This window comes from Streptomyces sp. NPDC059989 (assembly GCF_042736975.1).
Classification (GTDB): domain Bacteria; phylum Actinomycetota; class Actinomycetes; order Streptomycetales; family Streptomycetaceae; genus Streptomyces.
Genome location: NZ_JBHWUO010000036.1, coordinates 1 through 26,978, shown reverse-complemented (window position 1 = coordinate 26,978; position 26,978 = coordinate 1). Strand labels below are relative to the sequence as shown.

The 26,978-nt window shown below is 73.7% G+C and carries 25 protein-coding genes; 12 read left to right on the top strand and 13 right to left on the bottom strand.

The window, feature by feature from the left end:
* Positions 1-7: 7 nt before the first annotated feature.
* Together ACFWBN_RS27620 and uvrB are read right to left on the bottom strand one after the other, a co-directional pair.
* Complete coding sequence (locus tag ACFWBN_RS27620) at positions 8-586, bottom strand: TerD family protein (protein WP_385180344.1); 579 nt, start codon at positions 584-586, stop codon at positions 8-10.
* A gap of 90 nt (positions 587-676) precedes the next feature.
* A complete protein-coding gene (gene uvrB, locus ACFWBN_RS27615) occupies positions 677-2,827 on the bottom strand; it encodes an excinuclease ABC subunit UvrB (protein ID WP_385180341.1) in 2,151 nt (716 codons plus the stop codon).
* Between the two features lie 246 nt (positions 2,828-3,073).
* On the opposite strand from uvrB, the gene ACFWBN_RS27610 reads away from it, so the two are divergent.
* The 3 genes from ACFWBN_RS27610 to ACFWBN_RS27600 all read left to right on the top strand — a co-directional run bounded on the left by ACFWBN_RS27610 (position 3,074) and on the right by ACFWBN_RS27600 (position 6,422).
* The gene (locus ACFWBN_RS27610; protein WP_385180338.1) at positions 3,074-3,985 is read left to right on the top strand and encodes a glycerophosphodiester phosphodiesterase; all 912 of its coding nucleotides are present in this window, start codon (positions 3,074-3,076) and stop codon (positions 3,983-3,985) included.
* A 58-nt stretch (positions 3,986-4,043) separates the two neighbouring features.
* The gene (locus ACFWBN_RS27605) at positions 4,044-4,607 is read left to right on the top strand and encodes a methylated-DNA--[protein]-cysteine S-methyltransferase (RefSeq protein WP_385180335.1); all 564 of its coding nucleotides are present in this window, start codon (positions 4,044-4,046) and stop codon (positions 4,605-4,607) included.
* 507 nt (positions 4,608-5,114) lie between these two features.
* The gene (locus ACFWBN_RS27600) at positions 5,115-6,422 is read left to right on the top strand and encodes an MFS transporter (RefSeq protein ID WP_385180332.1); all 1,308 of its coding nucleotides are present in this window, start codon (positions 5,115-5,117) and stop codon (positions 6,420-6,422) included.
* Here ACFWBN_RS27600 and ACFWBN_RS27595 read toward each other — a convergent pair.
* Positions 6,412-6,807: a cupin domain-containing protein gene (locus ACFWBN_RS27595; protein WP_385180330.1), complete on the bottom strand. Its 396-nt coding sequence runs from the start codon at positions 6,805-6,807 to the stop codon at positions 6,412-6,414. The two genes, ACFWBN_RS27600 and ACFWBN_RS27595, sit on opposite strands and share 11 nt — an antisense overlap.
* A gap of 214 nt (positions 6,808-7,021) precedes the next feature.
* On the opposite strand from ACFWBN_RS27595, the gene ACFWBN_RS27590 reads away from it, so the two are divergent.
* Both ACFWBN_RS27590 and ACFWBN_RS27585 read left to right on the top strand, forming a co-directional pair.
* Positions 7,022-7,966: a pseudouridine-5'-phosphate glycosidase gene (locus ACFWBN_RS27590; protein WP_385180328.1), complete on the top strand. Its 945-nt coding sequence runs from the start codon at positions 7,022-7,024 to the stop codon at positions 7,964-7,966.
* A gap of 98 nt (positions 7,967-8,064) precedes the next feature.
* A complete protein-coding gene (locus ACFWBN_RS27585) occupies positions 8,065-8,946 on the top strand; it encodes a carbohydrate kinase family protein (protein ID WP_385180457.1) in 882 nt (293 codons plus the stop codon).
* A 76-nt stretch (positions 8,947-9,022) separates the two neighbouring features.
* Here the strand turns inward: ACFWBN_RS27585 and ACFWBN_RS27580 are convergent, their stop codons facing one another.
* Positions 9,023-9,667, bottom strand: a complete 645-nt coding sequence (locus tag ACFWBN_RS27580; protein WP_385180326.1) for a uridine kinase — start codon at positions 9,665-9,667, stop codon at positions 9,023-9,025.
* 93 nt (positions 9,668-9,760) lie between these two features.
* Here ACFWBN_RS27580 and ACFWBN_RS27575 point away from each other — a divergent pair, with 93 nt between their 5' ends.
* Positions 9,761-11,206: a WGR domain-containing protein gene (locus ACFWBN_RS27575; RefSeq protein WP_385180323.1), complete on the top strand. Its 1,446-nt coding sequence runs from the start codon at positions 9,761-9,763 to the stop codon at positions 11,204-11,206.
* On the opposite strand, the gene ACFWBN_RS27570 is transcribed toward ACFWBN_RS27575, so the two are convergent.
* Positions 11,159-11,548 (bottom strand): cupin domain-containing protein, encoded by a 390-nt coding sequence (locus ACFWBN_RS27570; protein WP_385180321.1) that lies wholly within the window; start codon positions 11,546-11,548, stop codon positions 11,159-11,161. The genes ACFWBN_RS27575 and ACFWBN_RS27570 overlap by 48 nt on opposite strands.
* A gap of 141 nt (positions 11,549-11,689) precedes the next feature.
* Here ACFWBN_RS27570 and ACFWBN_RS27565 point away from each other — a divergent pair, with 141 nt between their 5' ends.
* Positions 11,690-12,346: a DUF2293 domain-containing protein gene (locus ACFWBN_RS27565; protein WP_385180319.1), complete on the top strand. Its 657-nt coding sequence runs from the start codon at positions 11,690-11,692 to the stop codon at positions 12,344-12,346.
* On the opposite strand, the gene ACFWBN_RS27560 is transcribed toward ACFWBN_RS27565, so the two are convergent.
* Positions 12,339-12,968 (bottom strand): chaplin, encoded by a 630-nt coding sequence (locus ACFWBN_RS27560; RefSeq protein WP_385180317.1) that lies wholly within the window; start codon positions 12,966-12,968, stop codon positions 12,339-12,341. The two genes, ACFWBN_RS27565 and ACFWBN_RS27560, sit on opposite strands and share 8 nt — an antisense overlap.
* Before the next feature lie 163 nt (positions 12,969-13,131).
* Here ACFWBN_RS27560 and ACFWBN_RS27555 point away from each other — a divergent pair, with 163 nt between their 5' ends.
* Entirely contained in the window at positions 13,132-13,680 is a 549-nt protein-coding gene (locus ACFWBN_RS27555; protein ID WP_385180315.1) for a hypothetical protein, read from the top strand.
* Here ACFWBN_RS27555 and ACFWBN_RS27550 read toward each other — a convergent pair.
* From ACFWBN_RS27550 to ACFWBN_RS27540, 3 genes are all read right to left on the bottom strand, one after another.
* Positions 13,661-14,866, bottom strand: coding sequence for an SWIM zinc finger family protein (locus tag ACFWBN_RS27550; RefSeq protein ID WP_385180313.1), 1,206 nt, complete (start codon positions 14,864-14,866; stop codon positions 13,661-13,663). The genes ACFWBN_RS27555 and ACFWBN_RS27550 overlap by 20 nt on opposite strands.
* A complete protein-coding gene (locus tag ACFWBN_RS27545) occupies positions 14,863-17,715 on the bottom strand; it encodes an SNF2-related protein (RefSeq protein ID WP_385180310.1) in 2,853 nt (950 codons plus the stop codon). Before ACFWBN_RS27545 ends, ACFWBN_RS27550 begins: the two co-directional genes overlap by 4 nt.
* A gap of 122 nt (positions 17,716-17,837) precedes the next feature.
* On the bottom strand, positions 17,838-19,154 hold the full coding sequence (locus tag ACFWBN_RS27540) for a helix-turn-helix domain-containing protein (protein WP_385180308.1): 1,317 nt from the start codon (positions 19,152-19,154) through the stop codon (positions 17,838-17,840).
* Positions 19,155-19,308: 154 nt separating this feature from the next.
* Here ACFWBN_RS27540 and ACFWBN_RS27535 point away from each other — a divergent pair, with 154 nt between their 5' ends.
* Both ACFWBN_RS27535 and ACFWBN_RS27530 read left to right on the top strand, forming a co-directional pair.
* Complete coding sequence (locus ACFWBN_RS27535) at positions 19,309-19,923, top strand: hypothetical protein (RefSeq protein WP_385180305.1); 615 nt, start codon at positions 19,309-19,311, stop codon at positions 19,921-19,923.
* A 55-nt stretch (positions 19,924-19,978) separates the two neighbouring features.
* Complete coding sequence (locus ACFWBN_RS27530) at positions 19,979-20,239, top strand: DUF6343 family protein (RefSeq protein ID WP_385180303.1); 261 nt, start codon at positions 19,979-19,981, stop codon at positions 20,237-20,239.
* A gap of 3 nt (positions 20,240-20,242) precedes the next feature.
* Here ACFWBN_RS27530 and ACFWBN_RS27525 read toward each other — a convergent pair whose 3' ends face one another.
* The 4 genes from ACFWBN_RS27525 to rpsA all read right to left on the bottom strand — a co-directional run bounded on the left by ACFWBN_RS27525 (position 20,243) and on the right by rpsA (position 24,080).
* Positions 20,243-20,650: a tetratricopeptide repeat protein gene (locus ACFWBN_RS27525; protein ID WP_385180301.1), complete on the bottom strand. Its 408-nt coding sequence runs from the start codon at positions 20,648-20,650 to the stop codon at positions 20,243-20,245.
* A 118-nt stretch (positions 20,651-20,768) separates the two neighbouring features.
* Positions 20,769-21,392 (bottom strand): dephospho-CoA kinase, encoded by a 624-nt coding sequence (coaE, locus tag ACFWBN_RS27520; RefSeq protein WP_385180298.1) that lies wholly within the window; start codon positions 21,390-21,392, stop codon positions 20,769-20,771.
* A gap of 47 nt (positions 21,393-21,439) precedes the next feature.
* Positions 21,440-22,378 (bottom strand): PAC2 family protein, encoded by a 939-nt coding sequence (locus ACFWBN_RS27515; protein WP_385180294.1) that lies wholly within the window; start codon positions 22,376-22,378, stop codon positions 21,440-21,442.
* A 193-nt stretch (positions 22,379-22,571) separates the two neighbouring features.
* Positions 22,572-24,080 carry a 30S ribosomal protein S1 gene (gene rpsA / locus ACFWBN_RS27510; RefSeq protein WP_362050269.1) on the bottom strand — a complete coding sequence of 503 codons (1,509 nt, stop codon included), beginning with the start codon at positions 24,078-24,080 and terminating at the stop codon, positions 22,572-22,574.
* Positions 24,081-24,434: 354 nt separating this feature from the next.
* On the opposite strand from rpsA, the gene ACFWBN_RS27505 reads away from it, so the two are divergent.
* Both ACFWBN_RS27505 and ACFWBN_RS27500 read left to right on the top strand, forming a co-directional pair.
* Positions 24,435-25,283 (top strand): class I SAM-dependent methyltransferase, encoded by an 849-nt coding sequence (locus ACFWBN_RS27505; protein ID WP_385180291.1) that lies wholly within the window; start codon positions 24,435-24,437, stop codon positions 25,281-25,283.
* Between the two features lie 5 nt (positions 25,284-25,288).
* A partial coding sequence (locus ACFWBN_RS27500; protein WP_385180289.1) for a DEAD/DEAH box helicase occupies positions 25,289-26,978 on the top strand: 1,690 nt, incomplete at its 3' end.

Sequence of the window (26,978 nt, the reverse complement as noted above, 5' to 3'; positions counted from 1 at the left end):
TCTTCGCCTACAGGTGCGGCAGGATCGACGGCATCAGGTCCTGGAACGTGCGGCCGTTGGCCGGGTTGCCCAGGGCCGTCATCTTCCAGCCCGCTCCGGCACGGGACACCTTCGCCATGATCTGCGCGGTGTACTGACCGCCGCCGTCGAGGGTGTAACGGGCCAGCTCCTGGCCGTTGGTCTCGTCGACGATGCGGCAGAACGCGTTCTGCACCTCCTGGAACGTCTGGCCGGTGAAGGAGTTCACCGTGAAGACGATCTGGTCGATGTGGACCGGCACGCGCTGGAGGTCGACGAGGATGGACTCGTCGTCGCCGCCCTGGCCGGCGCCGCCGACGAGGTTGTCGCCGGTGTGCCGGACCGAGCCGTCGTCGCTCTGCAGGTGCCGGAAGAAGACCACGTCCACGGGCTGCTTGTCGGCGAAGAGCACCGCCGAGGCGTCCAGGTCGATCTCCCGGGTCCGCGAGCCGAACAGCCCGCGACGCTTCGCCGCCTGCCAGCCGAGGCCCATCCGGACCGCGGTCAGCGTGCCGCCGTCCGCCTTCTGCAGATTGATGGCCTGACCCTTGGTCATGTTGACCGTCACGCGCTGTCCCCTCTCATAAGCCCACCCCGATAACGAGCGCGCAGCGTACACCTGCGCCCTCGTGCACCAACCCTACTGACAGGCTCCCGGTCAGGCGAGGCCCGCTTCCTTCATCTGCCGCAGCTCCTTCTTCAGCTCGCCCACCTCGTCCCGGATCCGGGCCGCGACCTCGAACTGCAGCTCCGCGGCCGCCGCCCGCATCCGCTCGGTCATCTGCTCGATGAGCGAGGCCAGTTCCGCGGCGGGCCGGTCGGTGAGCACCTCGGCGCCCTTGGCCGTGCCCTTCGCGCCCTTCGCCGCCTTGCCGCCCGCCTTCGCCTTGCCGCCGAGCGCCGGCACCGGAGCCACGGCCACCCTGCCGTCCTTGGCCTGCCGGTATCCGGTGCCCAGGAGCTCCTCGGTGTCGAGCTCCTCGCGGGCGATGGTGGCGACGATGTCGTTGATCTTCTTGCGCAGCGGCTGCGGGTCGATCCCGTTGGCGGTGTTGTAGGCGACCTGCTTCTCCCGGCGGCGGTTCGTCTCGTCGATCGCCTGGGCCATCGCCGGGGTGATGGTGTCCGCGTACATGTGGACCTGGCCGGAGACGTTGCGCGCCGCGCGCCCGATGGTCTGGATCAGGGAGGTGCCGGAGCGCAGGAAGCCCTGCTTGTCTGCGTCCAGGATCGCCACCAGGGACACCTCGGGCAGGTCGAGGCCCTCGCGCAGCAGGTTGATGCCCACCAGGACGTCGAACTCGCCGGACCGCAGCTCGCGCAGCAGCTCGATGCGGCGCAGGGTGTCCACGTCGCTGTGCAGGTAGCGGACCTGGATGCCGAGCTCCAGGAAGTAGTCCGTGAGGTCCTCGGACATCTTCTTGGTGAGGGTGGTGACCAGGACCCGCTCGTCCTTCTCCACCCGCTGCCGGATCTCGTGCACCAGGTCGTCGATCTGGCCCTCGGTGGGCTTGACGACGACTTCGGGGTCGATGAGGCCGGTGGGGCGGATGATCTGCTCGACGAAGCCGTCGCCGCGCGAGAGCTCGTACTTTCCGGGGGTGGCCGACAGGTAGACGGTCTGGCCGATGCGCTCCTGGAACTCCTCCCACTTCAGCGGCCGGTTGTCGAGCGCGGAGGGCAGCCGGAAGCCGTGGTCGACCAGGGTCCGCTTGCGCGAGGCGTCGCCCTCGTACATGGCGCCGATCTGCGGCACGGTGACGTGCGACTCGTCGATGACGAGGAGGAAGTCCTCGGGGAAGTAGTCGATGAGGGTGTTGGGCGCGGAACCGCGCTCGCGGTCGTCCATGTGCAGGGAGTAGTTCTCGATGCCGGAGCAGGAGCCGATCTGGCGCATCATCTCCAGGTCGTAGGTGGTGCGCATGCGCAGCCGCTGCGCCTCCAGCATCTTGCCCTGCTTCTCCAGCTCGGCGAGGCGCTCGGCCAGCTCGGCCTCGATGCCGCGGACCGCCTTCTCCATACGCTCGGGGCCGGCGACGTAGTGGCTGGCGGGGAAGACGTAGAGCTCGCGGTCCTCGCTGATGACCTCGCCGGTCAGCGGGTGCAGGGTGGAGAGGGCCTCGATCTCGTCGCCGAACATCTCGATGCGGACGGCCAGTTCCTCGTAGACCGGGAAGATCTCGATGGTGTCGCCGCGCACCCGGAAGGTGCCGCGGGTGAAGGCCACGTCGTTGCGCGTGTACTGGATGTCGACGAAGCGGCGCAGCAGCTGGTCCCGGTCGATCTCCTCGCCCACCTTGAGCGAGACCATCCGGTCGACGTACTCCTGCGGGGTGCCGAGGCCGTAGATGCAGGACACGGAGGCGACGACGATGACGTCGCGCCGGGTGAGCAGCGAGTTGGTCGCGGAGTGGCGCAGCCGCTCCACCTCCTCGTTGATCGAGGAGTCCTTCTCGATGTAGGTGTCCGACTGCGGGACGTAGGCCTCGGGCTGGTAGTAGTCGTAGTACGAGACGAAGTACTCGACGGCGTTGTTCGGCAGGAGCTCGCGGAACTCGTTCGCCAGCTGGGCGGCGAGGGTCTTGTTCGGCGCCATGACCAGGGTGGGCCGCTGGAGCTTCTCGATCATCCAGGCGGTGGTCGCCGACTTGCCGGTGCCGGTCGCACCCAGCAGGACGACATCCTTCTCACCTGCACGGATGCGCTTTTCCAGCTCGGCGATGGCCGCCGGCTGGTCGCCGCTGGGCTGATAGGGGCTGACGACCTCGAAAGGCGCCACCGTGCGTTCGATCTTCGATACGGGCCGCATGGGTCAACCGTACGACCCCCCACTGACACTCACGCATCCGCGCCGCTCCGCGGGGCTCCGGCGGGTCCGGGCGCGCCCGACGAATCTCATCCCTTCTGGTCCGTTTGTCGTAGTTCGGTGGCGGCCCGGTGATCTTCAACCCCATGATCGCGGTGAAGGTCCCGCCGTGAAGTGCATCGCCGCAACGTCTGCCGCTCCGCCCCCGTCTGACGCAGGAACAGGGTTCACGACCCGAGGAGAACGCACATGTACGTCCGACCCGCCGCCGCGGCCGCCGCCGCATTCCTGGGCTTCACCCTCACCCTGCTGGGCTCGGCGGCCTCGTCCGCCGCCACCGCCACCGGCCCCGACTCCCCCGCCGCCGACCGGGCGGCACTGGGCGCCCCCGTCGTGTACGCGCACCGGGGGGCTTCGGCGTACGCCCCGGAGAACACCCTCGAAGCGATCGACCTGGCGATGCGGCTGGGCATCGACTGGGTCGAGAACGACGTGCAGCGCACCAAGGACGGCGAGCTGGTCGTGATCCACGACGACACCCTGTCCCGGACCACCGACGCCGAAGAGCTCTTCCCGAACCGCAGGCCCTGGCGGGTCAAGGACTTCACGGCGGCGGAGATCGCCCGGTTGGACGCGGGCAGCTGGTTCGACGAGGAGTTCGCGGGCGCCCGGGTGCCGACCCTGCGGGAGTACATGAACCGGGTGCAGCGCAACCAGCAGCGGCTGCTGCTGGAGATCAAGAAGCCGGAGCTCTACCCGGGGATCGAGGAGCAGACCCTGAAGCTGCTGGGCGAGCTCGGCTGGCTCGATGAGCGCCATGTGACGCAGCGCCTGGTGGTGCAGAGCTTCAGCGCCGACTGCGTACGCCTCGTGCACGGTCTGCGACCGGACCTCGTGACGGCCTTCCTGGGCACGCCGACCGTGGCGGACCTGCCGAAGTACGCGGAGTTCACCGACCGGATCAACCCGTGGCACACGACGATCTCGGCCGACTGGGTCGCGGCGGTGCACGGCCTGCTGGGCGCCCACGGCCAGGCGATGGAGGTGGACACCTGGATCGTGGACGACGCCGTGACCGCCCGGAAGGTCAGGGACATGGGCGTGGACGGGATCATCACCAACGCCCCGGACGTGGTGCAGGAGGCCGTCGACGGGCTGTGAGCCCCGCGGGGGCGGCCGGCAGGACGGCGCTGTCGGTCCCCCGCCGTACCGTGGACACGTGGACAGCACCGAGCGGCCCCGCGGGCCGCACCTCGAATGGACCGTCGTCGCCTCCGGCGTCGGCCCCCTGCTCCTGGCCGCCACCCCCGAGGGGCTGGTCCGGGTCGAGTTCCATGCCGGGCCGGAGCGGGTCGACGCGATGATCGGCCCGCTGGTCTCCCGGCTCGGCGCCGACGCCCGGCGGCCGGCGCCGGGCGAGGAGGAGCTGCTGGCCGAGCCCATACGCCAGCTGGCCGCCTACTTCTCCGGCACCCTGCGGCGCTTCGAGCTGCCGCTGGACTGGCGCCTCAGCTCCGGCTTCAACCGGCAGGTGCTCCAGGAGCTGGACCGCTCCGTGCCGTACGGAACGGTCGTCGGCTACGGGGAGCTGGGCGCCCGCGTGGGCCAGCCGGGGGCCGCACAGGCCGTGGGCAATGCCATGGGGTCGAATCCGCTGCCGCTGGTGGTGGCCTGCCACCGGGTCGTGGAGAACGACGGCGGCATCGGGGGGTTCGGCGGCGGCGTCGAGACCAAGCGGCTGCTGCTCGCCCTGGAGGGCGTGCTCCCGCAGCCGCTGTTCTGAGCGGTGCGGCATGGGTGCCACGGGCGGCGCGCCCCCGGTGGGCCGGATTGCCCGCAGGGCAATTCCAGCCCCGCCGACGTTCCAGGCGCGGGGTGGGGGCCGGACCCCCGGCCTTTCAGCCCCGGCGGCGCTTAAGGCGCGGAGCCTGGGCCGGAGCCCCGGCCTTTCAACCCCGCCCGCGCTTGAGGCGCGGGGTCGGGGGCGGAGCCCCGGTCCTTCAGCCCCGCCGGCGTTCCAGGCGCGGGGTCTAGGCCGGAGCCCCGCTCTTTCAGCCCCGGCGGCGCTTGAGGCGCGGAGCCTGGGCCGGAGCCCCGGCCTTTCAGCCCCGCCGGCGCTTGAGGCGCGGGGTCGGGGGCGGAGCCCCGGGAGCCGAAACCCTGTTCCCCCTCGCGGTAAGGGGTGGCACACTGCCGCGGTGACTACCTCCGCCGCCCCGCCCGGCGCGCCCTCCCGCGCCCCGCAGACGCATCCGCAGGCGCGTCCGCACCCGCGAAGGGGGTGTCCGGCGTGACCACCTCACCCGGCACGGACCGGACCGCTCCGCCGGCCGGCCTCCCGGACCTGGCCCGGCTGCAGCGGCGCACCTCCGCCGTGCTCATCGCCAGCCAGATCCTCGGCGGGCTCGGCGTGCCCATCAGCATCGCCCTGGCCCCCGTCCTCGCGACCGAGATCAGCGGCACCGAGGCCATGTCCGGCTTCGCCTCCACCGCCGCCGTGATCGGCACCGCCCTGCTCTCGCTGCCGCTCGCCGCCCTGATGACCGCGCGCGGCCGCCGCCCCGGACTGGTCCTGGCGTACGCGATCGGCGCGGCCGGCGCGGCCCTGGTCGTCCTCGCCGCCGCCGTCAACAGCTTCCCGCTGCTGCTCCTCGGCATGGCCGCCTTCGGCGCCGCCTCCTCCGCCAACCTCCAGGCCCGGTTCGCCGCCGCCGACCTCGCCGCCCCGGACCGCCGGGCCCGGGCCATCTCCGTCGTCGTGTGGGCGTCCACCATCGGCGCGGTGCTCGGCCCCAACCTGTCCGCCCCGGCCAGCCGCAGCTTCGCCGGGACCTCCATACCCGAGACGGCGGGCCCCTTCGTGTGGGCCGCCGTCGTCTTCGTCCTCACCGGCACGCTGATCGGCGTACTCCTGCGCCCGGACCCGCTGCTGACGGCCCGTGCGCTGGCGGCGCCCGGGGAGCAAACCCGCGAGGGCCGCTCGCTGCGCGCGGGGCTCGCCGCGGTCAAGGCCTCCCCGCGGGCCCGGCTCGCCCTCCTCACGGTCACCGTGTCGCACACCACCATGGTCTCGATCATGATCATGACCCCGATGGACCTGGGTCACCACGGCGCCGGCCTGGAGCTCATCGGCCTGGTGATCAGCGGTCACATCGCGGGCATGTTCGCCTTCTCGCCCGTCATGGGATGGCTCGCCGACCGGCTCGGCAGGCTGTCCGTGATCGGCCTCGCGGCAGGGCTCCTGTCGGTCGCCGCACTGCTCGCCGGCACGGCCGCCGGGAACCACGCGCAGAGCGCCGCCGGCCTCTTCCTGCTCGGCCTCGGCTGGTCGGCGGGGATGGTCTCCGGTTCGGCCCTGCTGACCGACTCGGTGCCGCAACCCGCGCGGGCCGCCGTACAGGGCCTGAGCGACCTGACCATGAACGCGGCGGCGGGCGTGGGCGGCGCGGCCGCCGGCCTGGTGATGTCCCAGGCCGGCTACGGCTGGCTGAACGCCATCGGGGCCGGCCTGCTGCTGCCCTTGGCGGCGCTCGCGCTGTTCACCGCCCGCCGGCACCCCGCTGCGGCGCCCGCGCCCGCGAAGGGGGTCAGTAGCTGATGTGGTAGGCCTTGCGGAGCGTCTCGTGCACGGTCCAGGTCGTCTTGTCGCCCTCCCGCAGCACGCAGGCGCTGCCGGGGCCCACCTCCAGGGTCCCGCCGCCCTCGACCTCGATGGTGGCGCGGCCGCTGACCACCACGAACAGCTCGTTGGCCTCGACGTCGGTGACCACGCCCGGGGTGATCTGCCAGATCCCGCGCACCTGCCTGCCGTCCGCCGACTCCCACAGCACCTTGCCCGTCACCACGGGCTCGCCGGAGACGATCTGGTCGGGGTCGAGGTCCTCGGCCTCCAGCTCGGAGTCGGGGACATCGGGTACGGAGACGGCGAAGGAGGCGGGGGCCGGCTCGGCAGCCGCTGCTGCTGCGTGATCACTGGTGCTCATGGCGCGCCAGCCTAATCCGGCCCGCCCGCGCGGCGCGGTGAGCGGAGCGTCCAGCAACCGCCCGGCCGACGAGTCACCCTGTCCAGTCCCCGGTCGGGTGGCGTGCGGGGGCGGGCCGCCGGGGCGCGGGACCCGCAGGGTTTCGGCCAGTGGGGCGGAACGGCTGGGGCGGGAGTGCGTTTGGGGGCGTGAATCCCGTGCCATGGATGGGGACATGTCACAGCACACAGAAGCTGCATCCCCGTCCGGCGGACCGGTCCTGTCCGAAGAGGTGCGCGAGGCGCTCGCCCGGCGCAGGCCCGTCGTGGCTCTGGAGTCGACGATCATCGCGCACGGCCTGCCGCGCCCCCGCAATCTCGCGGTGGGCCTCGAACTGGAGGCTCTGGTCCGGTCGGAGGGTGCGGTTCCGGCGACGATCGCGGTCGTGGACGGGGTGGCGTACGCGGGCCTCGACAAGGCGCAGCTGGAGCGGATCGCGGGCGGGGAGGGCGTACGCAAGCTCGGCCACCGGGATCTGGCCCCTGCGCTGGCAGCGGGGGCGACCGGGGCGACGACGGTGTCCGCGACGGCCTTCCTGGCCGCGCGGGCGGGCCTGCGGGTCTTCGCCACGGGCGGGCTGGGCGGCGTGCACCGGGAGTGGGCGCAGACGCAGGACGAGTCGGCGGACCTCTCCCTGCTGGCGCGGACACGGATCACGGTGGTGTGCGCGGGGGTGAAGTCGATCCTGGACGTGCCGGCCACGCTGCAGCGGCTGGAGACGCTGGGGGTGGGGGTGCTGGGGTACCGGACGCAGCGCTTCCCCGGGTTCTACCTGGCCGATTCGGGCGAGCCGGTGGACTGGACCGTGCAGGGGCCGGAGGAGGTCGCGGCGGTGATGGCCGCTCAGGACGCGCTGGGCGGCCTGGAATCGGCGCTGCTGGTGGCCAATCCGGTGGCGGAAGCGGAGCAACTGGATCCGGAGCTGCACGACCGGGTGCTGGCCGAGGCGCTCGCCGAGTGCCGGGAGCGGGGGATCACGGGGCAGGCGGTGACCCCGTTCCTGCTGGGGTTCCTGGTACGGGCGACGGGCGGGGCCTCGCTGGAGGCGAACCTGGCGGCGGTACGGGGCAACGTGCGGCTCGGGGCCCGGATCGCGGGGGCTTGGGCGGCTCGGGCGTGAGCGGGGCGGGCGTGAGCGGGGCCGGACGGGGCTGGGTCGGCCGGGACGATTCCGGCACCGGCGAGGCCGACCGCCCCGGCGGGCCGGGGCCGGGGGCTCTGCTGATAGTCGGGGACGTGGTGACGGACGTCGTGGCCGTCCACCCGGAACCGCTGGCTCCGGCCACCGACACGGCCGCCCGGATCCGGACCCTGCCGGGCGGCGCAGGGGCCAACGCGGCCTGCTGGGCGGCGCGGACGGGGGCCGCGGAGGTACGCCTCCTCGCCCGGGTGGGCAGCGAGTCCGCGCGGTGGCACGAGCGGGCGCTGGTGGACGCGGGGGTGCGGCCTCGACTGGTGATCGACCGGGAGGAGCCGACCGGGACGGTGGTCGCGCTGGTCGGCAAGGACGCGGAGCGGACCTTCCTGACGGACAGCGGGGCCGCGCTGCGGCTGTGCCCCGCCGACTGGAATCCGTCCCTGCTGGACGGGGTGGCCCATCTCCACCTGTCCGGCTACCTGTTCTTCGCCGACAGCAGCCGGGAGCTGGCCCGGGTCGCGCTGCGGGCGGCCCGGAGCCGGGGGGTGCCGGTGAGCGTGGACCCCGCTTCGGCCGGATTCCTGATCACGCTGGGTCCGCGGCGGTTCCTCGATGCCGTGGCGGGGGCCGACGTACTGCTGCCCAACGAGGACGAGGCGCGGCTGCTCGCCGGGCTGCCGGAGCCGGCCGGGCTGGCCCGGGCCGCCGCGGAGCTGAGCCGCCGGGTGCCGCTGGTGGTGGTGACCCGGGGCGCGGCCGGGGCGCTGGTCGCCGAGCGGGGGCGGATCACCGCCGAGGTCGCCGCGGAGCCGGCCGACGCGGTGGACTCCACGGGCGCCGGGGACGCGTTCACCGGCGGCTTCCTCGCGGCCCGGCTGGCGGGCGCGGACCCGGCGGAGGCGGCCCGCGCGGGCTGCCGCACGGCGGCGCTGGCCGTCACCCGACTGGGCGGAAGGCCGTAACCCCGCGGGGCTGCCCTCCGCCGTAACCCCGCAGGGCCGCCATCCGCCGTAGCCCCGCGGGGCCGCCGCCCCTCCGCTACCCCCGGATGCCCGTCCAGGCGGGATGGCGGGGGTCGTCGGCCCGGACCAGCACGTCGGCCGCGGAGGCCGGGTCGGTGTCCGCCTCGTAGCGCGCGAAGGCCGGCAGGGTCCAGCGTGCGGACTCCTCGGTGCGGCGGGCGAGCGCGCCCGGGGAGAGCCGGATGTGGACGCTGAGGTCGAAGGGGAACCAGTGGCCCAGCAGGAGCGGGCCGTGCACGATCACCGCGCCGCCGGGCGGGAGTTCGGTGTAGGGACTGCGGGTCGCCCGGTCGGTCGCCGGGTCCCACAGGTCGGGCAGCACCCGCCCGGTGCCGCCGGGGTCCGTGGGGCCGAACACCTCCCGCCAGAGCGCGGCCGTGTCGTACCAGCCGCCGAGGTAGGAGTCGACGTCCTCGCGCCCGAACTCGAAGCGGAGGGAGGCCGGCCGCAGGAAGCCCTCCGCCGGCACCACCAGGACCGACCGCCCGCGCGTGCGCAGCGCGTCGGCGAGGTGCCCGGCGAGGACGCCGGTCCCGGCAGCCGGCGCTCCGTCGATGCCCACCCGCTGCCAACTGCCCTGCTCAGACTGAGTGTTCGGGTTGTCGAGGTGACCGGCGAGCCGCTCGGCCATCCGCTGCCATGTGATCGCTTCCAGCTGCACCAGCCCATTGTCAGTGGTGACCCGTAGCGTTTTTCACGAGGGATCACCGGCGGAAAGGGAGCCGGTGGCCCGGCCTTTGGGGAGGGGTCTGTCATGGCTCGGGAGACGACGTATCTGGAGCTGTCGCAGGACGACGGCGCTGCGCACAAGTTCTACGAGGTGACGGTCGACGGCACGGCCGTCTCCGTGCGGTACGGGCGCATCGGCGCGGCCGGCCAGCTGCAGAGCTCCTCGTTCCCGACCGCCGACAAGGCGCGGGCGGCCGCCGCGAAGAAGATCGGGGAGAAGGTCCGCAAGGGGTACGCCCCGGCGGTGCCCGGGCAGCGCGCCGCGCGGTCGGTGACCCGCCGCCAGGTCACCTCGGCGCCGTCGACGGCGCGGGCCGTGGCGCCGGTGCTGTGGCGCTTCCGGACGGGCTCGTCGGCGTTCGGGATCCATGTGGACGAGGACCGCTGCTGGGTCGGCAACCAGGCGGGCGATGTCTACACGCTGAGCCACGGCGGCGAGGTGCTGGCCCGGTACTCCCTGCCGGACGGGGTGAAATGCCTGGTGGCGGACGAGTTCTGGATATACGCGGGCTGTGACGACGGCACGGTGTACGACCTGTCGTCGAAGGTGCCGTTCGGCGCGTACGACATAGCGGCGGATGTGGACATCTTCTGGCTCGACATCCGCGAGGGCGTGCTGAACGTGTCCGACCGCAGCGGCGGCCTGACCGTCATCGACCACGAGGACGAGTTCCAGTGGTCGCGCCGCTCCGCCGGTACCAACGCCTGGATGGTCCGGGCGGACGAGCGGGGCGTCTACCACGGGCACAGCAAGGGGGTCACGGCGTACGCCCCGGACGGCGGGCGGGAGTTGTGGCACACCGAGACCAGCGGCAACGTGCTGTTCGGCTGGCAGGAGGAGCACGCGGTGTATGCGGGCACCGGGCGCAACACCGTGCAGCGGCTGTCGAAGGCGACCGGCGCGGTGGAGGCCACCTACCGGTGTGACGCGGCGGTGTACTCGTGCGCGACCTCCGCGGACGGCAGGCACGTCTTCGCGGGCGACCTCGCCTCGTCGGTGTACTGCTTCGACGCGGAGGGGCGTCGGCTGTGGAAGCTGGGCACGGGCAGCGGAGCGGCACTGTCCATGCAGTATCTGGACGAGCGGCTGTACCTGGTCACCACGGACGGCTCGCTGGTCTGCGTGGACGCGAGCGAGCAGGCGATCGCGGCGGCCCAGCAGGGCTCGGTGCCGACGGCGGTGGACGTGAAGTCGGCCGCGGCCCTGCCCGTGTACACCCCGGCCGCTTCACCCGCGGCGGTGGCCACGGTCTCGGTGGCTTCGGCGCCGGCGGGCGGTGTGGTGGTCGAGTGCGTCCAGCAGGGCGGCCGGATGCGGGTGCAGGTGGTGTCGGGAGGCTTCGAGCCCGGCTGGAACGTGCAGTTCCCGCGGGGGATTCGGGAGGCGGGCGCCCGGTACGTGGTCGACGGGCTGCACGCGGCCTCAGGAGGCTTCTACCGGGTGCGTGGGGAGATACGCCGGCTGGTGTGAGCCGCACCGGCACCGCCGGGCGGGGGCGGGTATGGACAGGGGGTCGTCCTCGGCCAGGGCGCAGGTCACGTACAGCACGACCGGTTCGGTGCCCAGGTTGCGCCCGAGGTGGATGTGCCGGATGCCGGCCGGCTCCACGAAGCTGGACCCGGCGTGGTGCACCACGACCGTGTCGTCGTGGAGGATCCGGGTCAGCGTCCCGGATCTGAGGAGGGCGATCAGCGGCACCCGGTGGTAGTGCCAGCCGGTGCATCCGCCGGGTTCGATGACGATCTCCCGGCCCACGAGATCGTGCGAAACCGCTGCCTCCGGAGGCCGTGCCGTCGCCTGCCGTCCACCCATGTCCCCCTCCTCCACGGGCCACCGCACGGCCCGCTGGCGCCACGGTAGGTGGACATCCGGACATCCAGGGGCAGTTGGTGAAACCGCAACCTCCGCCGCACTCCAGGTGATAGACGGCCCGGTCGGCGGTATCACACCGGTATGAGCCTGGTGGTGTTCGAGTCCCAGAAGCAGATCCACTGCGCGTCGTGCCGGCAGGGCCCGCTCCGGCACCTGGTGCGCGAGGCGGGCGTCCCGCGCTGCCTGGACTGCGCCGATCTCGGGCATCTGGTCTACCTCCCGCGCGGGGACGCGGCGCTGACCCGCCGCTCCCGTGAGGCGAGTTCGCTCTGCGCCGTCGTCCTCCGCTTCAACCGGCGCCGCCGCCGCTACGAGCGTCTGGGCCTCCTCGTCGAGGATGCCGCCCTGGCCCGGGCGGAGCGCGCCTGCCTCGCGGACGGGGAGGCGCGGGCGCGGCGCCGGGAGCGCGACCGGCTGCGCCGCGCGGCCGAGGACACCCGGTTCACGGCGGCCTTCGCCGCCGAGATCGTACGGCTGTTCCCCGGGTGCCCGGCCGATCGGGCCGTGGCGATAGCCACGCACGCCTCGGTGCGCGGCAGCAGGCGGGTGGGCCGTAGCGCGGCCGGCCGGGCCCTGGACGAACTGGCGGTCTCGGTCGCGGTACGGGCCGCCGTGCGGCACACCGACACCGAGTACGACGCCCTGCTGATGGCCGGCGTCCCGCGCTTCGCGGCCCGGGCCCGGCTGGCGGCGCAGATCGACGCCATCCTGGACGGCTGGCGCCGGGTGGCTAGTTGATCCGGAAGCGGCGGTAGAGGAGTACGCCGCCGAGCAGCAGGGCTCCCCCGCCGGGGATGAGGTAGCCGATGCCGTCGGCTCCGGTGTGGGCGAGGGATTCGCCGGGCCGCGGCGGGGCGGGCGGGGTCACCGGCCGCTCGGTGACGGGCGGCTGGGGCGGCTTGCCGCCGGTGGGGGTCTCCCCGTTGACGGAGGTGTTCCCGTGGGAGCCGTTGCCGACCCCGACGACGCTCACCGCGTTGCCGCTGATGTTCACGGGCACGTCCACGGGGAGCTGGAGGCCGTTGCCGGACAGCAGCCCGGGCGAATCCTTTCCGCGCCCGTCCGCGACGGCTCCGCCGCCGTTGCCGGCCCCCGGTTTCGCCTGGTGTGAGGGACGGGGCGACGGATGTGAGGGCCCGGGCCCCGGATTCCCGTTCGCACAGCGGTTCCCGGCGGCCGAGTTGAGCACGCCGACCACGCTCACGGTGTTCCCGCACACGTTCACCGGGACGTGCACCGGCAGTTGCACGAGGTTCCCGGACAGCAGCCCCGGCGACCGCTGGGCCTGCCCGCTCGCGTCCGCATCGGCGTAGGCGAATCCGCCCGCACTCGCGACCGCCAGCCCACCTCCCGCAACCACCGCAGCGATCAAGCCATTCCGACGACTGTGACGCATCAGTTTTCCTGCCTTCCGGAGGGTTTCACGGGCATCGCACCCGCACCGGAAACAACGCGCTCAACCCATTCGGGTTATAGAGCCGGTAGGCATTTCACTCCATCGTGTACTGGGTAGTGCCTACTTCATGACTGAACGACCGCTGCTCCTCCTCGACGTGGACGGCCCGCTCAACCCCTTCCGGTCGCCCTTCGCCCGCCTGCGCGGGTACACGAGCCACCGGATGAAACCGGACGTCTGGCTCTCCTACCGCGACCCGGAATCCCGCAGCGCCCGCCGCGGCGCACGGGTCCGCCTCCACCCCTCGCACGGCGCCCGGCTGTTGGCCCTGCCCTTCGAGCTCACCTGGGCCACCGCCTGGACGCACCAGGCCAACACGATGATCGCCCCGCACATCGGACTTCCCGGTGATCTTCCTGTCATCGAATGGCCGGAACTCTTCGCCCACGACCCGGACGGCCTGTCCTGGAAGACCCGCCCCCTCCTCGACTGGGCGGCCGGCCGCCCCTTCGCCTGGGTCGACGACATGATCACCCCCGCCGACCGCGCCTGGGTCGCCGCCCACCACCCGACCCCGGCCCTCCTCCTGCGCATCCACCCCCGCCACGGCCTCCGCGACCGCGACTTCACCACGTTGACGCGCTGGGCGGCCGGGATCAGCGCAGCAGGGCCGTGACCGGGTCCGGGGAGGGGCGGCCCGTGGGCCACCAGTCCTCGTCGCCGAGGCGGTCCTCGTAGGCGTACCAGAGGGCATCGCGGCCCAGGCGGAGCTGACGGTTCAGGGCCGTGAGGCGGTTGCGGTCGGGGCGGAAGGAGCCCTGGGCGGCGGCGAGGAGGGCGGGGCGGGCGCGGTCGAAGGGGCCGGCCGGGGGGTCCCAGGGCTCTTCGAGGGCGGCGAGGGCGGGGCGGCCGCCCTGGCGCCAGGCCGCGCCGGCCCGGGCGAGGTCGGTGGTGGTGCGGCCGGTGGCGCGGGCCAGGTCGCGGTAGAGGGTGCGGGCCGCGCCGGTGAGGCCGGCCGTGGGGTGCGCGGAGGCCAGCCGGACGGCGTCCTGCCAGAGGTCGAGCCCGGCGATCGGGTCCTCGGCGGTGGTCAGGAGGGCGAGGGCGCGGGCCGCGGCGTCGGAGGCGAGCTGGTCCAGCGCGAGCGGGTCCGGGGCCGCGGGGTCGGCCGGGTAGGTCGGCGGGAGTCCCGCGGCGGCGGGCGCGGGGAGCGGCGCGGGCAGCAGCGGCAGGCTGGTGCGGGCGAGCGCGGCCCTGGCCGGGACGCCGGGGAAGTCGGGCGAGGCGTCGGGCTGTTCGCGCGCGGCGTGGGCGGCGTTGCGGCGGGCGAGCTCGTCGAGGAGCTCCCGCTCGCCGCGGCCGCGCAGGAGCAGCAGCACGAAGGGGTCCTCGTCGAGCAGGCGGGCCGCCCGGTAGCAGAGGGCGGCCGCGTGCTTGCACGGCGGACGTCCGAAGTCCGGGCAGGAGCAGTGCGGGTGGAGCTCGCCCGCGCCGGGCAGGATCCTCTCCGCGAGTGACTGCGGAACCTCCCGCTCCAGCAGGGCGGCGAGGGCTCCGGGGTCGGCTGCGGCCGCTTCCAGGAGTTCGGCCCACTCGGCGTCCGCGAAGGCGGGCAGGGTCAGCTCGGTGCGGTACGGGCGGGGCCGGCTGCCCCGTACGTACGCCACGATCCGGCCGGGGGTGATGGTGACCGCGTCGACGTGGCCCTCGGCGGCGTAGCTACGGCCCCGGGCCAGGCGGGCCGTGTCGTGGGAGACCTCCTCCAGCGCCGACACCCAGGCGCGGCCCCACCAACTGACCGCCTCCACCCCGGCGGGCACGGTCTCGAAGGTGCGGCGGCGGTCGTCCCGCGCGGTGATCATGCGGGCCTCCGCAGCGAGACGAGGTCGGCCAGCTCGCGGTCGGTCAGCTCGGTCAGCGCCGACTCCCCGGAGCCGAGCACCGCATCGGCCAGGGCCCGCTTCGCCTCCAGCATCTCGGCGATCCGGTCCTCCACGGTCCCCTCGGCGATGATCCGGTGCACCTGGACGGGCTGGGTCTGGCCGATCCGGTAGGCGCGGTCGGTGGCCTGCTCCTCGACGGCCGGGTTCCACCAGCGGTCGTAGTGGATGACGTGCCCGGCGCGGGTGAGGTTCAGCCCGGTGCCCGCCGCCTTCAGGGACAGCAGGAAGACGGGGACCTCGCCCGCCTGGAACCGGTCCACCAGCTCCTCGCGGCGCGCCACCGGCGTCCCGCCGTGCAGGAGCTGGTGGGAGATGCCCCGGGCCGAGAGATGGCGCTCGATGAGGCGGGCCATCGTCACGTACTGCGTGAAGACCAGCACCGAGCCGCCCTCGGCCAGGATCGTGTCCAGCAGTTCGTCGAGCAGGGCCAGCTTGCCGGAACGGTGCGGGATCCGGGGCTGCTCCTCCTTCAGGTACTGGGCGGGGTGGTTGCAGATCTGCTTGAGCGACGCCAGCAGCTTCATGATCATGCCGCGCCGCTCCATGCCTTCGCTGGACTCGATCACGGCCATCGCCTCCTCCACCGCCGCCTGGTAGAGCGAGGCCTGCTCGCGGGTGAGGGAGACGGGGTGGTCGGTCTCCGTCTTCGGCGGCAGTTCGGGCGCGATCCCCGGATCGGACTTCTTGCGGCGCAGCAGGAACGGCCGGACGAGCGCCGACAGCCGGGCCACCGCCGCCTCGTTACCGCCGTCCTCCTCCTGCTGGTGCTCCACCGGGCGGGCGTGGCGGGCCCGGAAGGCGGTGAGCGGGCCCAGCAGCCCGGGCGTGGTCCAGTCGAGCAGCGCCCACAGCTCGGAGAGGTTGTTCTCGACGGGCGTGCCGGTCAGCGCCACCCGGGCCGGGGCCGGCAGGGTGCGCAGTGCCTTCGCGGTCGCCGAATGGGGGTTCTTGACGTGCTGCGCCTCATCGGCGACGACCATGCCCCAGCTCTGCTCGGCGAGCAGCGGGGCGCTGGTGCGCATCGTCCCGTACGTGGTGAGCACGAACCCGCCGGCGCAGGAGGTCAGGTCGTCGAGGCTGCGGCTGCCGCCGTGGAAGCGGCGCACCGGCGTGCCGGGGGCGAACTTCTCGATCTCCCGCTGCCAGTTGCCCAGCAGGGACGCGGGGCACACCACGAGCGTCGGCTCGGGGCGGTCCCGGTGCAGGTGGAGCGCGATCAGGGTGACGGTCTTGCCCAGGCCCATGTCGTCGGCGAGGCAGCCGCCGAGCCCGAGGGAGGTCATCAGGTCCAGCCAGGCCAGGCCGCGCGCCTGGTAGTCGCGCAGGGTGGCCTTGAGGGCGGCGGGCTGCGGCAGCGGGGCCAACTCCCCGGTCAGCCGCTCCCGCAGGGCCGCCAGCGCCCCCACCGGAACCGCCTCGACGGCCTCCCCCTCGACCTCGGCCGTGCCCGACAGTACGGCGGCCAGCGCGTCCACCGGGTCCAACAGACCCAGCTCCCGCTTGCGCGCCTTGCGCACCAGCTCCGGATCGACCGGCACCCACTGGTCGCGCAGCCGCACCACGGGCCGGTGGGCCTGCGCGAGGGCGTCCATCTCCCCCGGGGTGAGCCGGTCGCCGCCGAGCGCCAGCTCCCAGGAGAAGGCGAAGAGGTGCTCGGCGTCGAAGAAGGAGGTGCCGTCGATGGCTGAACCGGGCGCGGTGGACCGTACGACGGCGGTCGCGGAGAGCGTACGGGCCAGCTCGCGCGGCCAGTGGACCAGGACTCCGGCGGCCGCCAGCCGGCTCGCGGCCGTGCCGAGCAGGTCTTCGAGCTCCGGGTCGGACAGGGCGAGCGCATCGGGGACCGGCTGGTCGAGCAGGCGCAGCAGGGGCGGCCAGACCCGCGCGGCCCGGCGCAGCGCCAGCACGGCGTCGATCCGGGCCCTGGGGCCGAATCCGGCGCCCGCCGTACCCGCCCAGAGCTGTCCGGCGTCGGCGACCAGGGTGGGGTCGGCGAGGCTGTGCACCTGGACGACGGCGGCCCCGGCGCGGCGCACCTCGTGAGGGGAGTCCGCGGCCTCCTCCGCCTCGTCGAAGAGGCGGAAGGAGGACAGGTCGAGCCGCAGCGAGATCCCGACGCCCGTATCTGCTCCGGCGGCCACCTGCGCGGCCCACTCCCGTATCCCGGGGACCCGCTGCGGTTCCCGGGCGGCGAAGGGCCGGCCGGCGGCGACGGCCGCGGCGGGGGTGCGGGGCAGGCTGTCGGCGACGGCGTCGAGGAAGGCGCGGACCAGCGCCTCCGGTTCGGGCAGTTGCAGGGGGCGGCGGCCGGCCAGCGGGGTCGCGTACCCCTCGTACGGCAGCGCGGCGGCGACCGCGCGCAGGTGGTCGACATCGGCGGCGTCGAGCGGCCCGGCCCGCCAGGCGTCGACCCCTTCGGGGGTGAGCCCGGGCAGCAGCCGGCCTCGGGCGACCAGGGTGAGCGCCTGCGTGGCGGCGGTGCCCCAGGCACGCGTGGCGGGGTGCGCGGCGGGGCTGCGGGGTGCCTGGGCGAGCAGGGGCAGGGCGGCGGTGACGGAGAAGGTCACGGCGGTCACGGTCCGGCTGCGGACCCCGTCGCCGTGCGGGCGGACGACGGTGAGCGGCGCGGGTGTCCCCGCCTCGGGCAGGGCGTCGCCGTCGGGCGCCCAGAAGGCGACGCGCCCCTCCCGGGGGACGGCGGCGGGCAGGAAGACGGCGGCGTGGCGCAGCAGCGCGCGCGGCTCCCCCGGCTGCGGTGATGTCGTCACGATGTCCCCCTCCCTGCTGCCCGGCCGACATGGATCCCCTCTGCCGCCGAGTCTAGGCGGACCCACTGACAACGCCGCTGACCTGCGCATATCCGAGGGGCCCACTGCCAAGGTCCTGCGGATCAGCGCCCCCAGCGGCCCAGTTCCGTCGCGTAGCCGTACACGGGCCGACCGGTGGCGGCGCTCGTGCGCAGCGGACGGCCGCCGTCGTCGATGCGGAGGGTGCCGGAGCCGGCCGGTCCGCTCCAGCGGAGGTCGAGGTACCAGTCGCAGTCGCAGCCCGCGGTGGCGGCCTCCACCCGCAGGACGACCGGCTCGGCCGCCGAGACGCGCAGGGGGAAGGAGGGGGCCGGGATCGTGCCGCCCGCGTCGTTCCCGGCGACCGGCCGGGCCAGGGGGCGCTGCGCGTCGAGATTGACCGCGAAGGCCGCCGGGGTGAGCCCGCCGCCGCAGCCCTGCGACATCTGGAAGAGGTTCCAGGCCGGCGGGGTGCGCCGGGCGGCCACGCGTACCTCCAGGTCCTCCAGGACCACGCTGCCCGTGCCCGTGCCGTGCAGCGTGACCTCGACGATCTGCGTTCCGGCGTGCACGGCCCCCTGCGCCGCTGCCCAGGCGGGAGCGTCCGCCTCCACCGGCGGCGGGGGCACCGAGCCGGGCGCCCGGTCGGCGAGGTAGGCGTGATCGCAGCCCGCGGCCCACACGTGCGACCGTACCGCCGCCCTGAGCGGCACGGCGGGAGCGTTCGGCTGGGGCTGACGCGCCGAGGGCGAGGCGGACGCCGGGCCGGGCGCCGGCTCCCCCGACGCCGCGGGACTGCCGGCCGGTCCGGATGATCCGGTCGCTCCCGTCGCTCCGGTCGACGGCGTCGTGGCGGGGGTCCCGGGCGCCGTCGACCTCGCCGACGAGCTGGTCGGGGCGGCCGTGGCCCCTGCGGCGCCCGCCTGCGTACCGCTCTCCGGGACGACCGCCGCCAGCACCGCCACGGCCACCGTGCCCGCCGCCACCCCCGCGGCGGCGACCACGGCGGCCCTCCGCCGGTACCAGGGCGGGCGGGTCACCGCGACGGCCTCAGCCGCCGCCTCCGGTTCCGCCTGCGTGCCCGCCGCCACCCCCGCACCGCGCTCCGCCTCCGGCTGCGGAACCCGTGCCGCCGCCCGCCGCCGCGCATCCGCCAGCAGCCACGCCCGGTGCAGGTCCACCGCCTCCCCCGGCGACGCCCCGCAGGCCCGAGCGAAGCGGTCCACCACCGCGAACTCCGCCGGTACCGCCTCCCCGTTGCAGTAGCGGTGCAGGGTCGAGGTACTCGTGTGCAGCTTGCGCGCCAGCACCCCGTAACTCAGTCCGGCGCGCTCCTTCAGCTCCCGCATCAGCAGCGCGAACCGCTCCGCCTCGCTCTCGCCCGCACCCTCGCCCGCGCCCACGGCGTTCCCCCGTCCCACGACTGCGTTCCATGCAGGGGGTGTTCCCCCAGGTGACAGCACGTACGGCCATTCCAGTGTCCCGAATCCGCCCCGATCCGTCGCCCGACACCCCGCTGCGGGGCAAGGCTCTTGGCGTACGCCGACGCACCGATGGAAACGGGGAGAACCGACCATGTTCCGACGCAGCGCCACCGCCACCACCGCCCTCGCCGCCCTCGCGGCAGCCACCGCCCTCGTCCTGACGGGATCGACCACTGCCACGGCCGCCACCGCGCCCGGGTTCATCACCGGCACCGACCTGCCGCCGCACCCCGGCTCCCCCTGGTACACGGGCGAGGTCACCAAGGGGCTGCCCGAGTTCGCGCCGTTCTGCCTGGAGGGTGCCCTTCCGGCCGCGGGCAGCTGGCACCGCACCTTCGGCACCGAGTTCGACACCGGCGCCGTGCAGGTCTCCGTACGGTCCTCCTCGCCCTCCGCGGCCGCCAAGCTGGCCGCCGCCCTGGAGCGCAAGGTCGCGGCCTGCGCCGCCGACTGGCTGCGCGCCACCCCGGGCGGCACGGCCTCCTGGCAGGACTACGGCAAGCTCCCCGTCGAGGAGGGCGCGCACGTGTACGGGGTACACACCTCGATCCCGGAATCCGAGCCCGGCGTGCACCTCTACGGCATCGGACGCGACGGCTCCACCGTGACCGTCGTGAAGTGGGGGCAGATGGGCAACCTCTCCGACGCCCCCGTCCCCGCCTTCAAGAAGACGACCACCACCGCCGTGAACAAGCTCAACCCCTAGGCCGTCCCCGCCCGTGCCCGGAGTGGGACCATGGACGTGAGGCGAGGCGATGGCCATGCGTTCCGGAAACGAGCCCGTGACCGCGCGCAGCCCGCTGCGACTGCGGTTCTGGCTGGGCATGTGGGGGCTGATCTGGGCTGTCGCCGGGACGGCCGCCTTCTCGCTGGCGGGCCGTCCCGGCTGGGCGGCCGCCTGCGGGGCCCTGGCGCTCATCGTGACCGTGGACCTGGCCGTGGTCCTGCACCACATCCACCAGGGCCCGCACTACCAGCCGGGCCCGGACGTCCCGCCGTACGAGCCGCCCCGCCGCCGGTGAGGCTCAGTCCTCGAAACGGGCGGCCTGAAGGTACTCGGGCTGCGGGTCCAGCGCGGCGGCCAGCCGGAAGTGCTTGCGGGCCTGCTCGGGCCGGCCGGAGCGCTCGTGGGTGCGGGCCAGCGCGAAGTGGGCGAAGGCGTTGTCCGGCTCCCGCTCCAGCACCAGCTCGAACTCCAGCTCCGCCGGACGCAGTTGGGCGGCGGCGAAGAAGGCCCGCGCGCGCAGCAGCCGGGCCGCCGTGTTCTCCGGGTGGGCGGCTATGACCGAGTCGAGCAGTTTGACCGCGCCACGCGGGTCGCGTGCGGCGAGCAGCTGCTCGGCGGCCCGGTAGTCGATGACGTGCGTCTCGGGGCTCGCCGCGCCGGACGACGAGGACGAGGACGACGAGGAGTGCGGCGTGGTGTCGGACACGATCTGTTCCTTCCCTCTACGGCCGCGTTCAACGCTCCACCGCGCGCCCGCTATTCCATGACCACGTCAGGCCTGACGGCTCGTCCGGCCCAGGCCTTGCCCTGCGGCCTGCCCCGGCCTACTCCGCCGACTGCTCCACGGCCTGCTTGGCCGCCCGCGCCGTGAGCTCCTCCCACACCGCGCGCACCTGCGGTTCCAGCGCCTCCAGCGGCCCGTCGTTGTCGATCACGATCGTCGCCACCGCCAGCCGCTGCTCCCGCGTGGCCTGCGCGGCCATCCGGGCCCGCGCCTCCTCCTCTGCCATCCCGCGCAGCGAGGTCAGCCGCGCCAGCTGCGTCGCGGGCGCCGCGTCCACCACGACCACCAGGTCGTAGAGGGGTGCCAGGCCGTTCTCCGCGAGCAGCGGTACGTCGTGCACCACGATCGCGTCGGCCCCCGCGGCGGCCTCCAGCTCGGCCGACCGCGCCCCGACCAGCGGGTGCACGATCGCATTGAGGGTCTGCAGCTTCGCGGGATCGGCGAACACGATCGACCCCAGCTTCGGCCGGTCCAGCGCCCCCTCCGCGGTCAGGACCGCCTCCCCGAAGGCCGCGACCACGGCCGCCAGCCCGGGCGTCCCGGGCTCGACGACCTCCCGCGCGATCCGGTCGGCATCCACGATGACCGCCCCGTACCCCGCCAGCAGCCGCGAGACCTCGCTCTTACCGGCACCGATTCCGCCCGTCAGGCCCACTTTCAGCATGCCCGCAGCCTAGACCCCGCCCCCGGCGCCCCCACAGCCCCCAGGTGTCAGTTCTCGCCCTCGCGCTCCGCGAGGAACCGCTCGAACTCGCGGCCGATCTCGTCCGCCGACGGGATCTCCGCGGGCTCGGCGATCATGTTCCCCCGGGTCTCGGCGCCCGCGGCCGCGTCGTACTGGTGCTCCAGCCCCTGCACGAGCGCGACCAGCTCCTCGTCGCCCTCGCGGATCTGCCGGTCGATCTCCGTCTGCGTGCGGTGCGCCTCGGTCCGCAGCGCGTGCGCCACGGCCGGCAACACCAGCCCGGTCGCCGCCGTGATCGCCTCCAGCACCGTCAGCGCGGCGTCCGGATACGGGGAGCGGGCGACGTAGTGCGGTACGTGCGCGGCGACACCCAGCACGTCGTGCCCGGCCTGGGCCAGCCGGAACTCCACCAGCGACTCCGCGCTGCCCGGCACCTGCGCCTCGTCGAAGGGGCTGCGGTGGCCCGGCATGAGGTCGGTCCGGTTGCCGTGCGGGGTGATGCCCACGGGACGGGTGTGCGGGACGCCCATCGGGATGCCGTGGAAGTTGACCGAGAGCCGGACCCCGAGACGTTCGACGATCTGCCGGACGGCGAGGGAGAAGCGCTCCCACTCCACGTCCGGCTCGGGGCCGGAGAGCAGCAGGAAGGGCGCTCCGGTGGCGTCCTGGACGAGCCGGACCTCCAGCCGGGGCTCCTCGAACTCCGTCCAGTGGTCGCGCTGGAAGGTCAGCAGCGGGCGGCGTGCCCGGTAGTCCACCAGCCGGTCCGCGTCGAAGCGCGCCACGACCTGGTGGGGCAGGGTGTCCAGGAGCCGCTCGACGATCTGCTCCCCGGCCTCACCCGCGTCGATGTACCCCTCGAAGTGGTACAGCATGACCAGCCCGGCCGAGTCCTGGGCGACCGCCAGGTCGGCCACCGCCAAGCCCTTGGCGTCCCATTCGTACAAACCCTGTGGATCAAGCACCGCCACCACTCCTCCTCGCCGCGTTCTCTGCCAAGAACGTCCAAGACCGCGCCACCATTCCCCAGTTGGTCGCATTCACGAGAACGCAACGGATCAAGGGGGAAACGCGGTAAGGCCCGCCCCCCTCAGGGGACGGGCCTTACCGTTCAGCTCAGTCGGCTCGGCTCACACCGGAGTGTGATGCGCGCTGCGATCAGCTCTGGCCGCCGGCCAGCTTCTCGCGGAGCGCCGCCAGGGCCTCGTCCGACGCCAGGGCGCCGGAGGTCTCGTCCGACTCCGAGGAGTACGAACCACCCGAGATGCCCGCGCCGGCACCGGCACCGGCGGCCGGGGCGGCAGCACCCTCGGCAGCGGCGGCCTCGTCGGCCTCGCGGCTCTTGATGACCTGCGCCTGGTGCTGCTCGAAGCGCTGCTGCGCCTCGGCGTACTGGGTCTCCCAGGCCTCGCGCTGCTTGTCGAAGCCCTCGAGCCAGTCGTTGGTCTCGGGGTCGAAGCCCTCGGGGTAGATGTAGTTGCCCTGGTCGTCGTAAGACGCGGCCATGCCGTACAGGGTCGGGTCGAACTCGACCGACGCCGGGTCGGCACCGAAGGACTCGTTGGCCTGCTTCAGCGACAGCGAGATCCGGCGACGCTCAAGGTCGATGTCGATGACCTTGACGAAGATCTCGTCGTTGACCTGGACGACCTGCTCCGGGATCTCCACGTGGCGCTCGGCCAGCTCGGAGATGTGGACCAGACCCTCGATGCCCTCGTCCACGCGGACGAACGCACCGAACGGAACCAGCTTGGTGACCTTACCCGGGACGACCTGACCGATCTGGTGGGTCCGGGCGAACTGCTGCCACGGGTCCTCCTGCGTCGCCTTCAGCGACAGGGAGACACGCTCGCGGTCCATGTCGACGTCGAGGACCTCGACGGTGACTTCCTGGCCGACCTCGACAACCTCGGACGGGTGGTCGATGTGCTTCCAGGACAGCTCGGAGACGTGGACGAGACCGTCGACGCCGCCCAGGTCCACGAAGGCACCGAAGTTGACGATCGAGGAAACGACGCCGGAGCGGACCTGACCCTTCTGCAGGGTGGTGAGGAACGTCTGGCGAACCTCGGACTGGGTCTGCTCGAGCCAGGCACGGCGGGACAGGACCACGTTGTTGCGGTTCTTGTCCAGCTCGATGATCTTCGCCTCGAGCTCCTTGCCCACGTAGGGCTGGAGGTCGCGGACGCGACGCATCTCGACGAGAGAGGCCGGCAGGAAGCCGCGGAGGCCGATGTCGAGGATGAGACCACCCTTGACGACCTCGATGACGGTACCGGTGACGATGCCGTCTTCTTCCTTGATCTTCTCGATGGTGCCCCAGGCACGCTCGTACTGAGCGCGCTTCTTCGAGAGGATCAGGCGGCCTTCCTTGTCCTCCTTCTGGAGAACCAGGGCCTCGATCTCGTCGCCGACCTTGACGACCTCGTTCGGGTCGACGTCGTGCTTGATCGAGAGCTCGCGGCTGGGGATGACGCCTTCGGTCTTGTAACCGATGTCGAGGAGAACCTCGTCCCGGTCAACCTTGACGATGACGCCGTCGACGATGTCGCCATCGTTGAAGTACTTGATCGTCTCGTCGATCGCCGCGAGGAACGCGTCCGCGTCGCCGATGTCGTTGACCGCAACCTGCGGAGTGGTGGCGGTGGTCTCGGTGCTGCTCGTCATGTGGGAAAGGGCTCCGGTTACGGACAGAAAGTCGTAGGTACTGCTACGCCGGGAGCCCTTATCGGCATCCACCGAAGACCGGACAGCCAAGGAGGCCCCCGATCCGCAGAAGAGCGGCGGGGCCTCGAAAACCGAGGGGACATCAACAGATGCAAGCGCAGCCTGCTAGGTCTGAGGAGCACAGGCTCGCAGCGCAACTTGTAGCATACGGGGGCGGCCGGACAGGGTCAATGCGCGAAGGCGGACACCCCCGGCGGATCGCCGTATAACCGGCACAATTCGTGGGCGGGGATGCCGTGATGGCGCTTCCCCGCTCCGTTCCGCAGACATTCGCAGACTACGACGACGGGCCCCATGAACCAAGAGGACTACGCCCCCGAAGACGCATCCGAGGCCGATTCCGCCTCCGGGGACGACGCCGAGGCCACCCGGCGTGACGCCGGCGAAGCGGAGAGCAGCCGGGCCAGCCGCGGCTGGTGGGACCGCAACGCCGACGAGTACCAGAGCGAGCACGGCGCCTTCCTCGGCGACGACCGCTTCGTGTGGGGGCCCGAGGGCCTGGACGAGGCGGACGCGGCCCTGCTCGGCCCCGCCGCCTCCCTCAAGGGCAAGGACGTCCTGGAGATCGGCGCCGGCGCCGCCCAGTGTGCGCGCTGGCTGGCCGCCCAGGGCGCCCGCCCGGTCGCCCTCGACCTCTCCCACCGCCAGCTCCAGCACGCCCTGCGCATCGGCGACGACGTACCCCTCGTCGAGGCCGACGCGGGACGGCTGCCCTTCCGCGACGCCTCCTTCGACCTGGCCTGCTCCGCCTACGGCGCCGTCCCCTTCGTCGCCGACCCGGTGAACGTGATGCGCGAGGTGCACCGCGTCCTGCGCCCCGGCGGCCGCTGGGTCTTCTCCGTCACCCACCCCATCCGCTGGGCCTTCCCCGACGAGCCCGGCCCCGAGGGGCTGTCCGTCGCCGCCTCCTACTTCGACCGCACCCCGTACGTCGAGCAGGACGAGGAGGGCCGCGCCGTGTACGTGGAGCACCACCGCACCCTCGGCGACCGGGTCCGCGACGTGGTGGCGGGCGGCTTCCGGCTCGTCGACCTCGTCGAGCCGGAGTGGCCCGAGTGGAACAGTCAGGAGTGGGGCGGCTGGTCCCCGCTGCGCGGCAACCTGATCCCGGGCACCGCGATCTTCGTGTGCGAGAGGGACTGACCCCGTTGACACGCTCTGGCACCCGGCTACGCCAGGCCGCCCTCGACGCCCTCCCCGTACGGGAGGCCGTGCCCGCCCTCGTCTCGGCGCTGGACGCCCACGGCACCGCCGTGCTCTGCGCCCCGCCGGGCACCGGCAAGACCACGCTGGTGCCGCTGGTGCTGGCCGGGCTGGTGGGCGGCGGGCCGCGGCGCCGGGTCGTGGTCGCCGAGCCGCGGCGGATCGCCGCCCGGGCGGCGGCGCGCCGCATGGCCTGGCTGCTGGGCGAGGCCGTCGGCGGCTCGGTGGGCTTCACGGTGCGCGGGGAGCGGGTCGTGGGCGCCGGGACCGTGGTGGAGGTGGTGACCACCGGTGTGCTGCTCCAGCGGCTGCAGCGGGACCAGGAGCTGGCCGGGGTGGACCTGGTGATCCTGGACGAGTGCCACGAACGGCACCTCGACGCCGATACGGTCGCCGCCTTCCTCCTGGACGTACGGGAAACCCTGCGCCCGGAGCTGCGGCTGGTGGCGGCTTCGGCGACGACCGACGCGGCCGGCTGGTCGCGGGTGCTGGGCGATGCGCCCGTGGTGGAGGCCGCGGGGGTCTCGTACCCGGTGGAGACGGTCTGGGCCCCGCCGGCCCGGCCGGTGCGGCCCCCGCACGGGATGCGGGTGGACCCGGCGCAGCTGACGCACGTGGCCTCGGTGGTGCGGCGAGCACTGGCGGAACGTTCCGGCGATGTCCTGTGCTTCCTGCCCGGCGTCGGCGAGATCGCCCGGGTGGCCGGGCAGCTGGGCGGGGTGGACGCGGAAGTCCTCCAGGTCCACGGCCGGGCCCCGGCGGCGGTACAGGACGCGGCGCTGACGGCTGCCGACCACCGCCGCGTGATCCTTTCCACGGCCGTGGCGGAGTCCAGCCTGACCGTGCCGGGCGTGCGCGTGGTGGTGGACTCCGGGCTGGCCCGCGAACCGCGGATGGACCATGCCCGGGGGCTGGGTGCGCTGGCGACCGTACGGGCGTCCCGCGCGGCCGGGCGCCAGCGGGCGGGCCGGGCCGGGCGTGAGGCGCCGGGCGCGGTGTACCGCTGCTGGACGGAGGCGGAGGACGCGCGTCTCCCCTCTTTCCCGGCGCCGGAGATCCGCATCGCGGACCTGGCGCAGTTCGCCCTGCAGGCCGCCTGCTGGGGCGACCCGGACGCGTCCGGGCTGGCGCTGCTTGATCCGCCGCCGGCCGGGGCGATGGCGGCCGCGCGGGAGGTGCTGACCGCGGTCGGGGCCGTCGACGGGGCGGGGCGGCCGACGCCGCGCGGCCTGCGCATGGCCCGGCTCGGGCTGCACCCGCGGCTGGCGCGGGCCCTGCTGGACGGGTCCGCCGCCGTCGGCTCCCGGCGGGCGGCGGAGGTGGTGGCGCTGCTGAGCGAGGAGCCGCCGCGGGAGTACGGGGACGACCTGGCCGGCGCGTGGCGTCAGGCCCGGCGGGGTGTCGATGGCTATGCGTCCCGGTGGCGTGCGGAAGCCCGTCGTCTGGAGCGCGCCATCGGGGACCCTGCGGGGCTCTCCCCCACCCCGCCCCTTCCCGAAACCGGGGGCGCTGCCCCCAGCCCCCCGTCCCGGGGCTCCGCCCCAGACCCCGCTGGGGCTCCGCCCCCGGACCCCCGCGCCTCAAACGCCGGCGGGGCTGGATCTGCCCCGCCGGCGGGATCTTCAGCCTCGCCGG

Coding starts and splice junctions, on each gene's coding strand:
- uvrB (WP_385180341.1), bottom strand. CDS start 2,827: ATGCGGCCCGTATCGAAGATCGAACGCACGGTGGCGCCTTTCGAGGTC.
- ACFWBN_RS27610 (WP_385180338.1), top strand. CDS start 3,074: ATGTACGTCCGACCCGCCGCCGCGGCCGCCGCCGCATTCCTGGGCTTC.
- ACFWBN_RS27595 (WP_385180330.1), bottom strand. CDS start 6,807: ATGAGCACCAGTGATCACGCAGCAGCAGCGGCTGCCGAGCCGGCCCCC.
- ACFWBN_RS27590 (WP_385180328.1), top strand. CDS start 7,022: ATGTCACAGCACACAGAAGCTGCATCCCCGTCCGGCGGACCGGTCCTG.
- ACFWBN_RS27575 (WP_385180323.1), top strand. CDS start 9,761: ATGGCTCGGGAGACGACGTATCTGGAGCTGTCGCAGGACGACGGCGCT.
- ACFWBN_RS27570 (WP_385180321.1), bottom strand. CDS start 11,548: ATGGGTGGACGGCAGGCGACGGCACGGCCTCCGGAGGCAGCGGTTTCG.
- ACFWBN_RS27565 (WP_385180319.1), top strand. CDS start 11,690: ATGAGCCTGGTGGTGTTCGAGTCCCAGAAGCAGATCCACTGCGCGTCG.
- ACFWBN_RS27555 (WP_385180315.1), top strand. CDS start 13,132: ATGACTGAACGACCGCTGCTCCTCCTCGACGTGGACGGCCCGCTCAAC.
- ACFWBN_RS27550 (WP_385180313.1), bottom strand. CDS start 14,866: ATGATCACCGCGCGGGACGACCGCCGCCGCACCTTCGAGACCGTGCCC.
- ACFWBN_RS27535 (WP_385180305.1), top strand. CDS start 19,309: ATGTTCCGACGCAGCGCCACCGCCACCACCGCCCTCGCCGCCCTCGCG.
- ACFWBN_RS27530 (WP_385180303.1), top strand. CDS start 19,979: ATGCGTTCCGGAAACGAGCCCGTGACCGCGCGCAGCCCGCTGCGACTG.
- coaE (WP_385180298.1), bottom strand. CDS start 21,392: ATGCTGAAAGTGGGCCTGACGGGCGGAATCGGTGCCGGTAAGAGCGAG.
- rpsA (WP_362050269.1), bottom strand. CDS start 24,080: ATGACGAGCAGCACCGAGACCACCGCCACCACTCCGCAGGTTGCGGTC.
- ACFWBN_RS27505 (WP_385180291.1), top strand. CDS start 24,435: ATGAACCAAGAGGACTACGCCCCCGAAGACGCATCCGAGGCCGATTCC.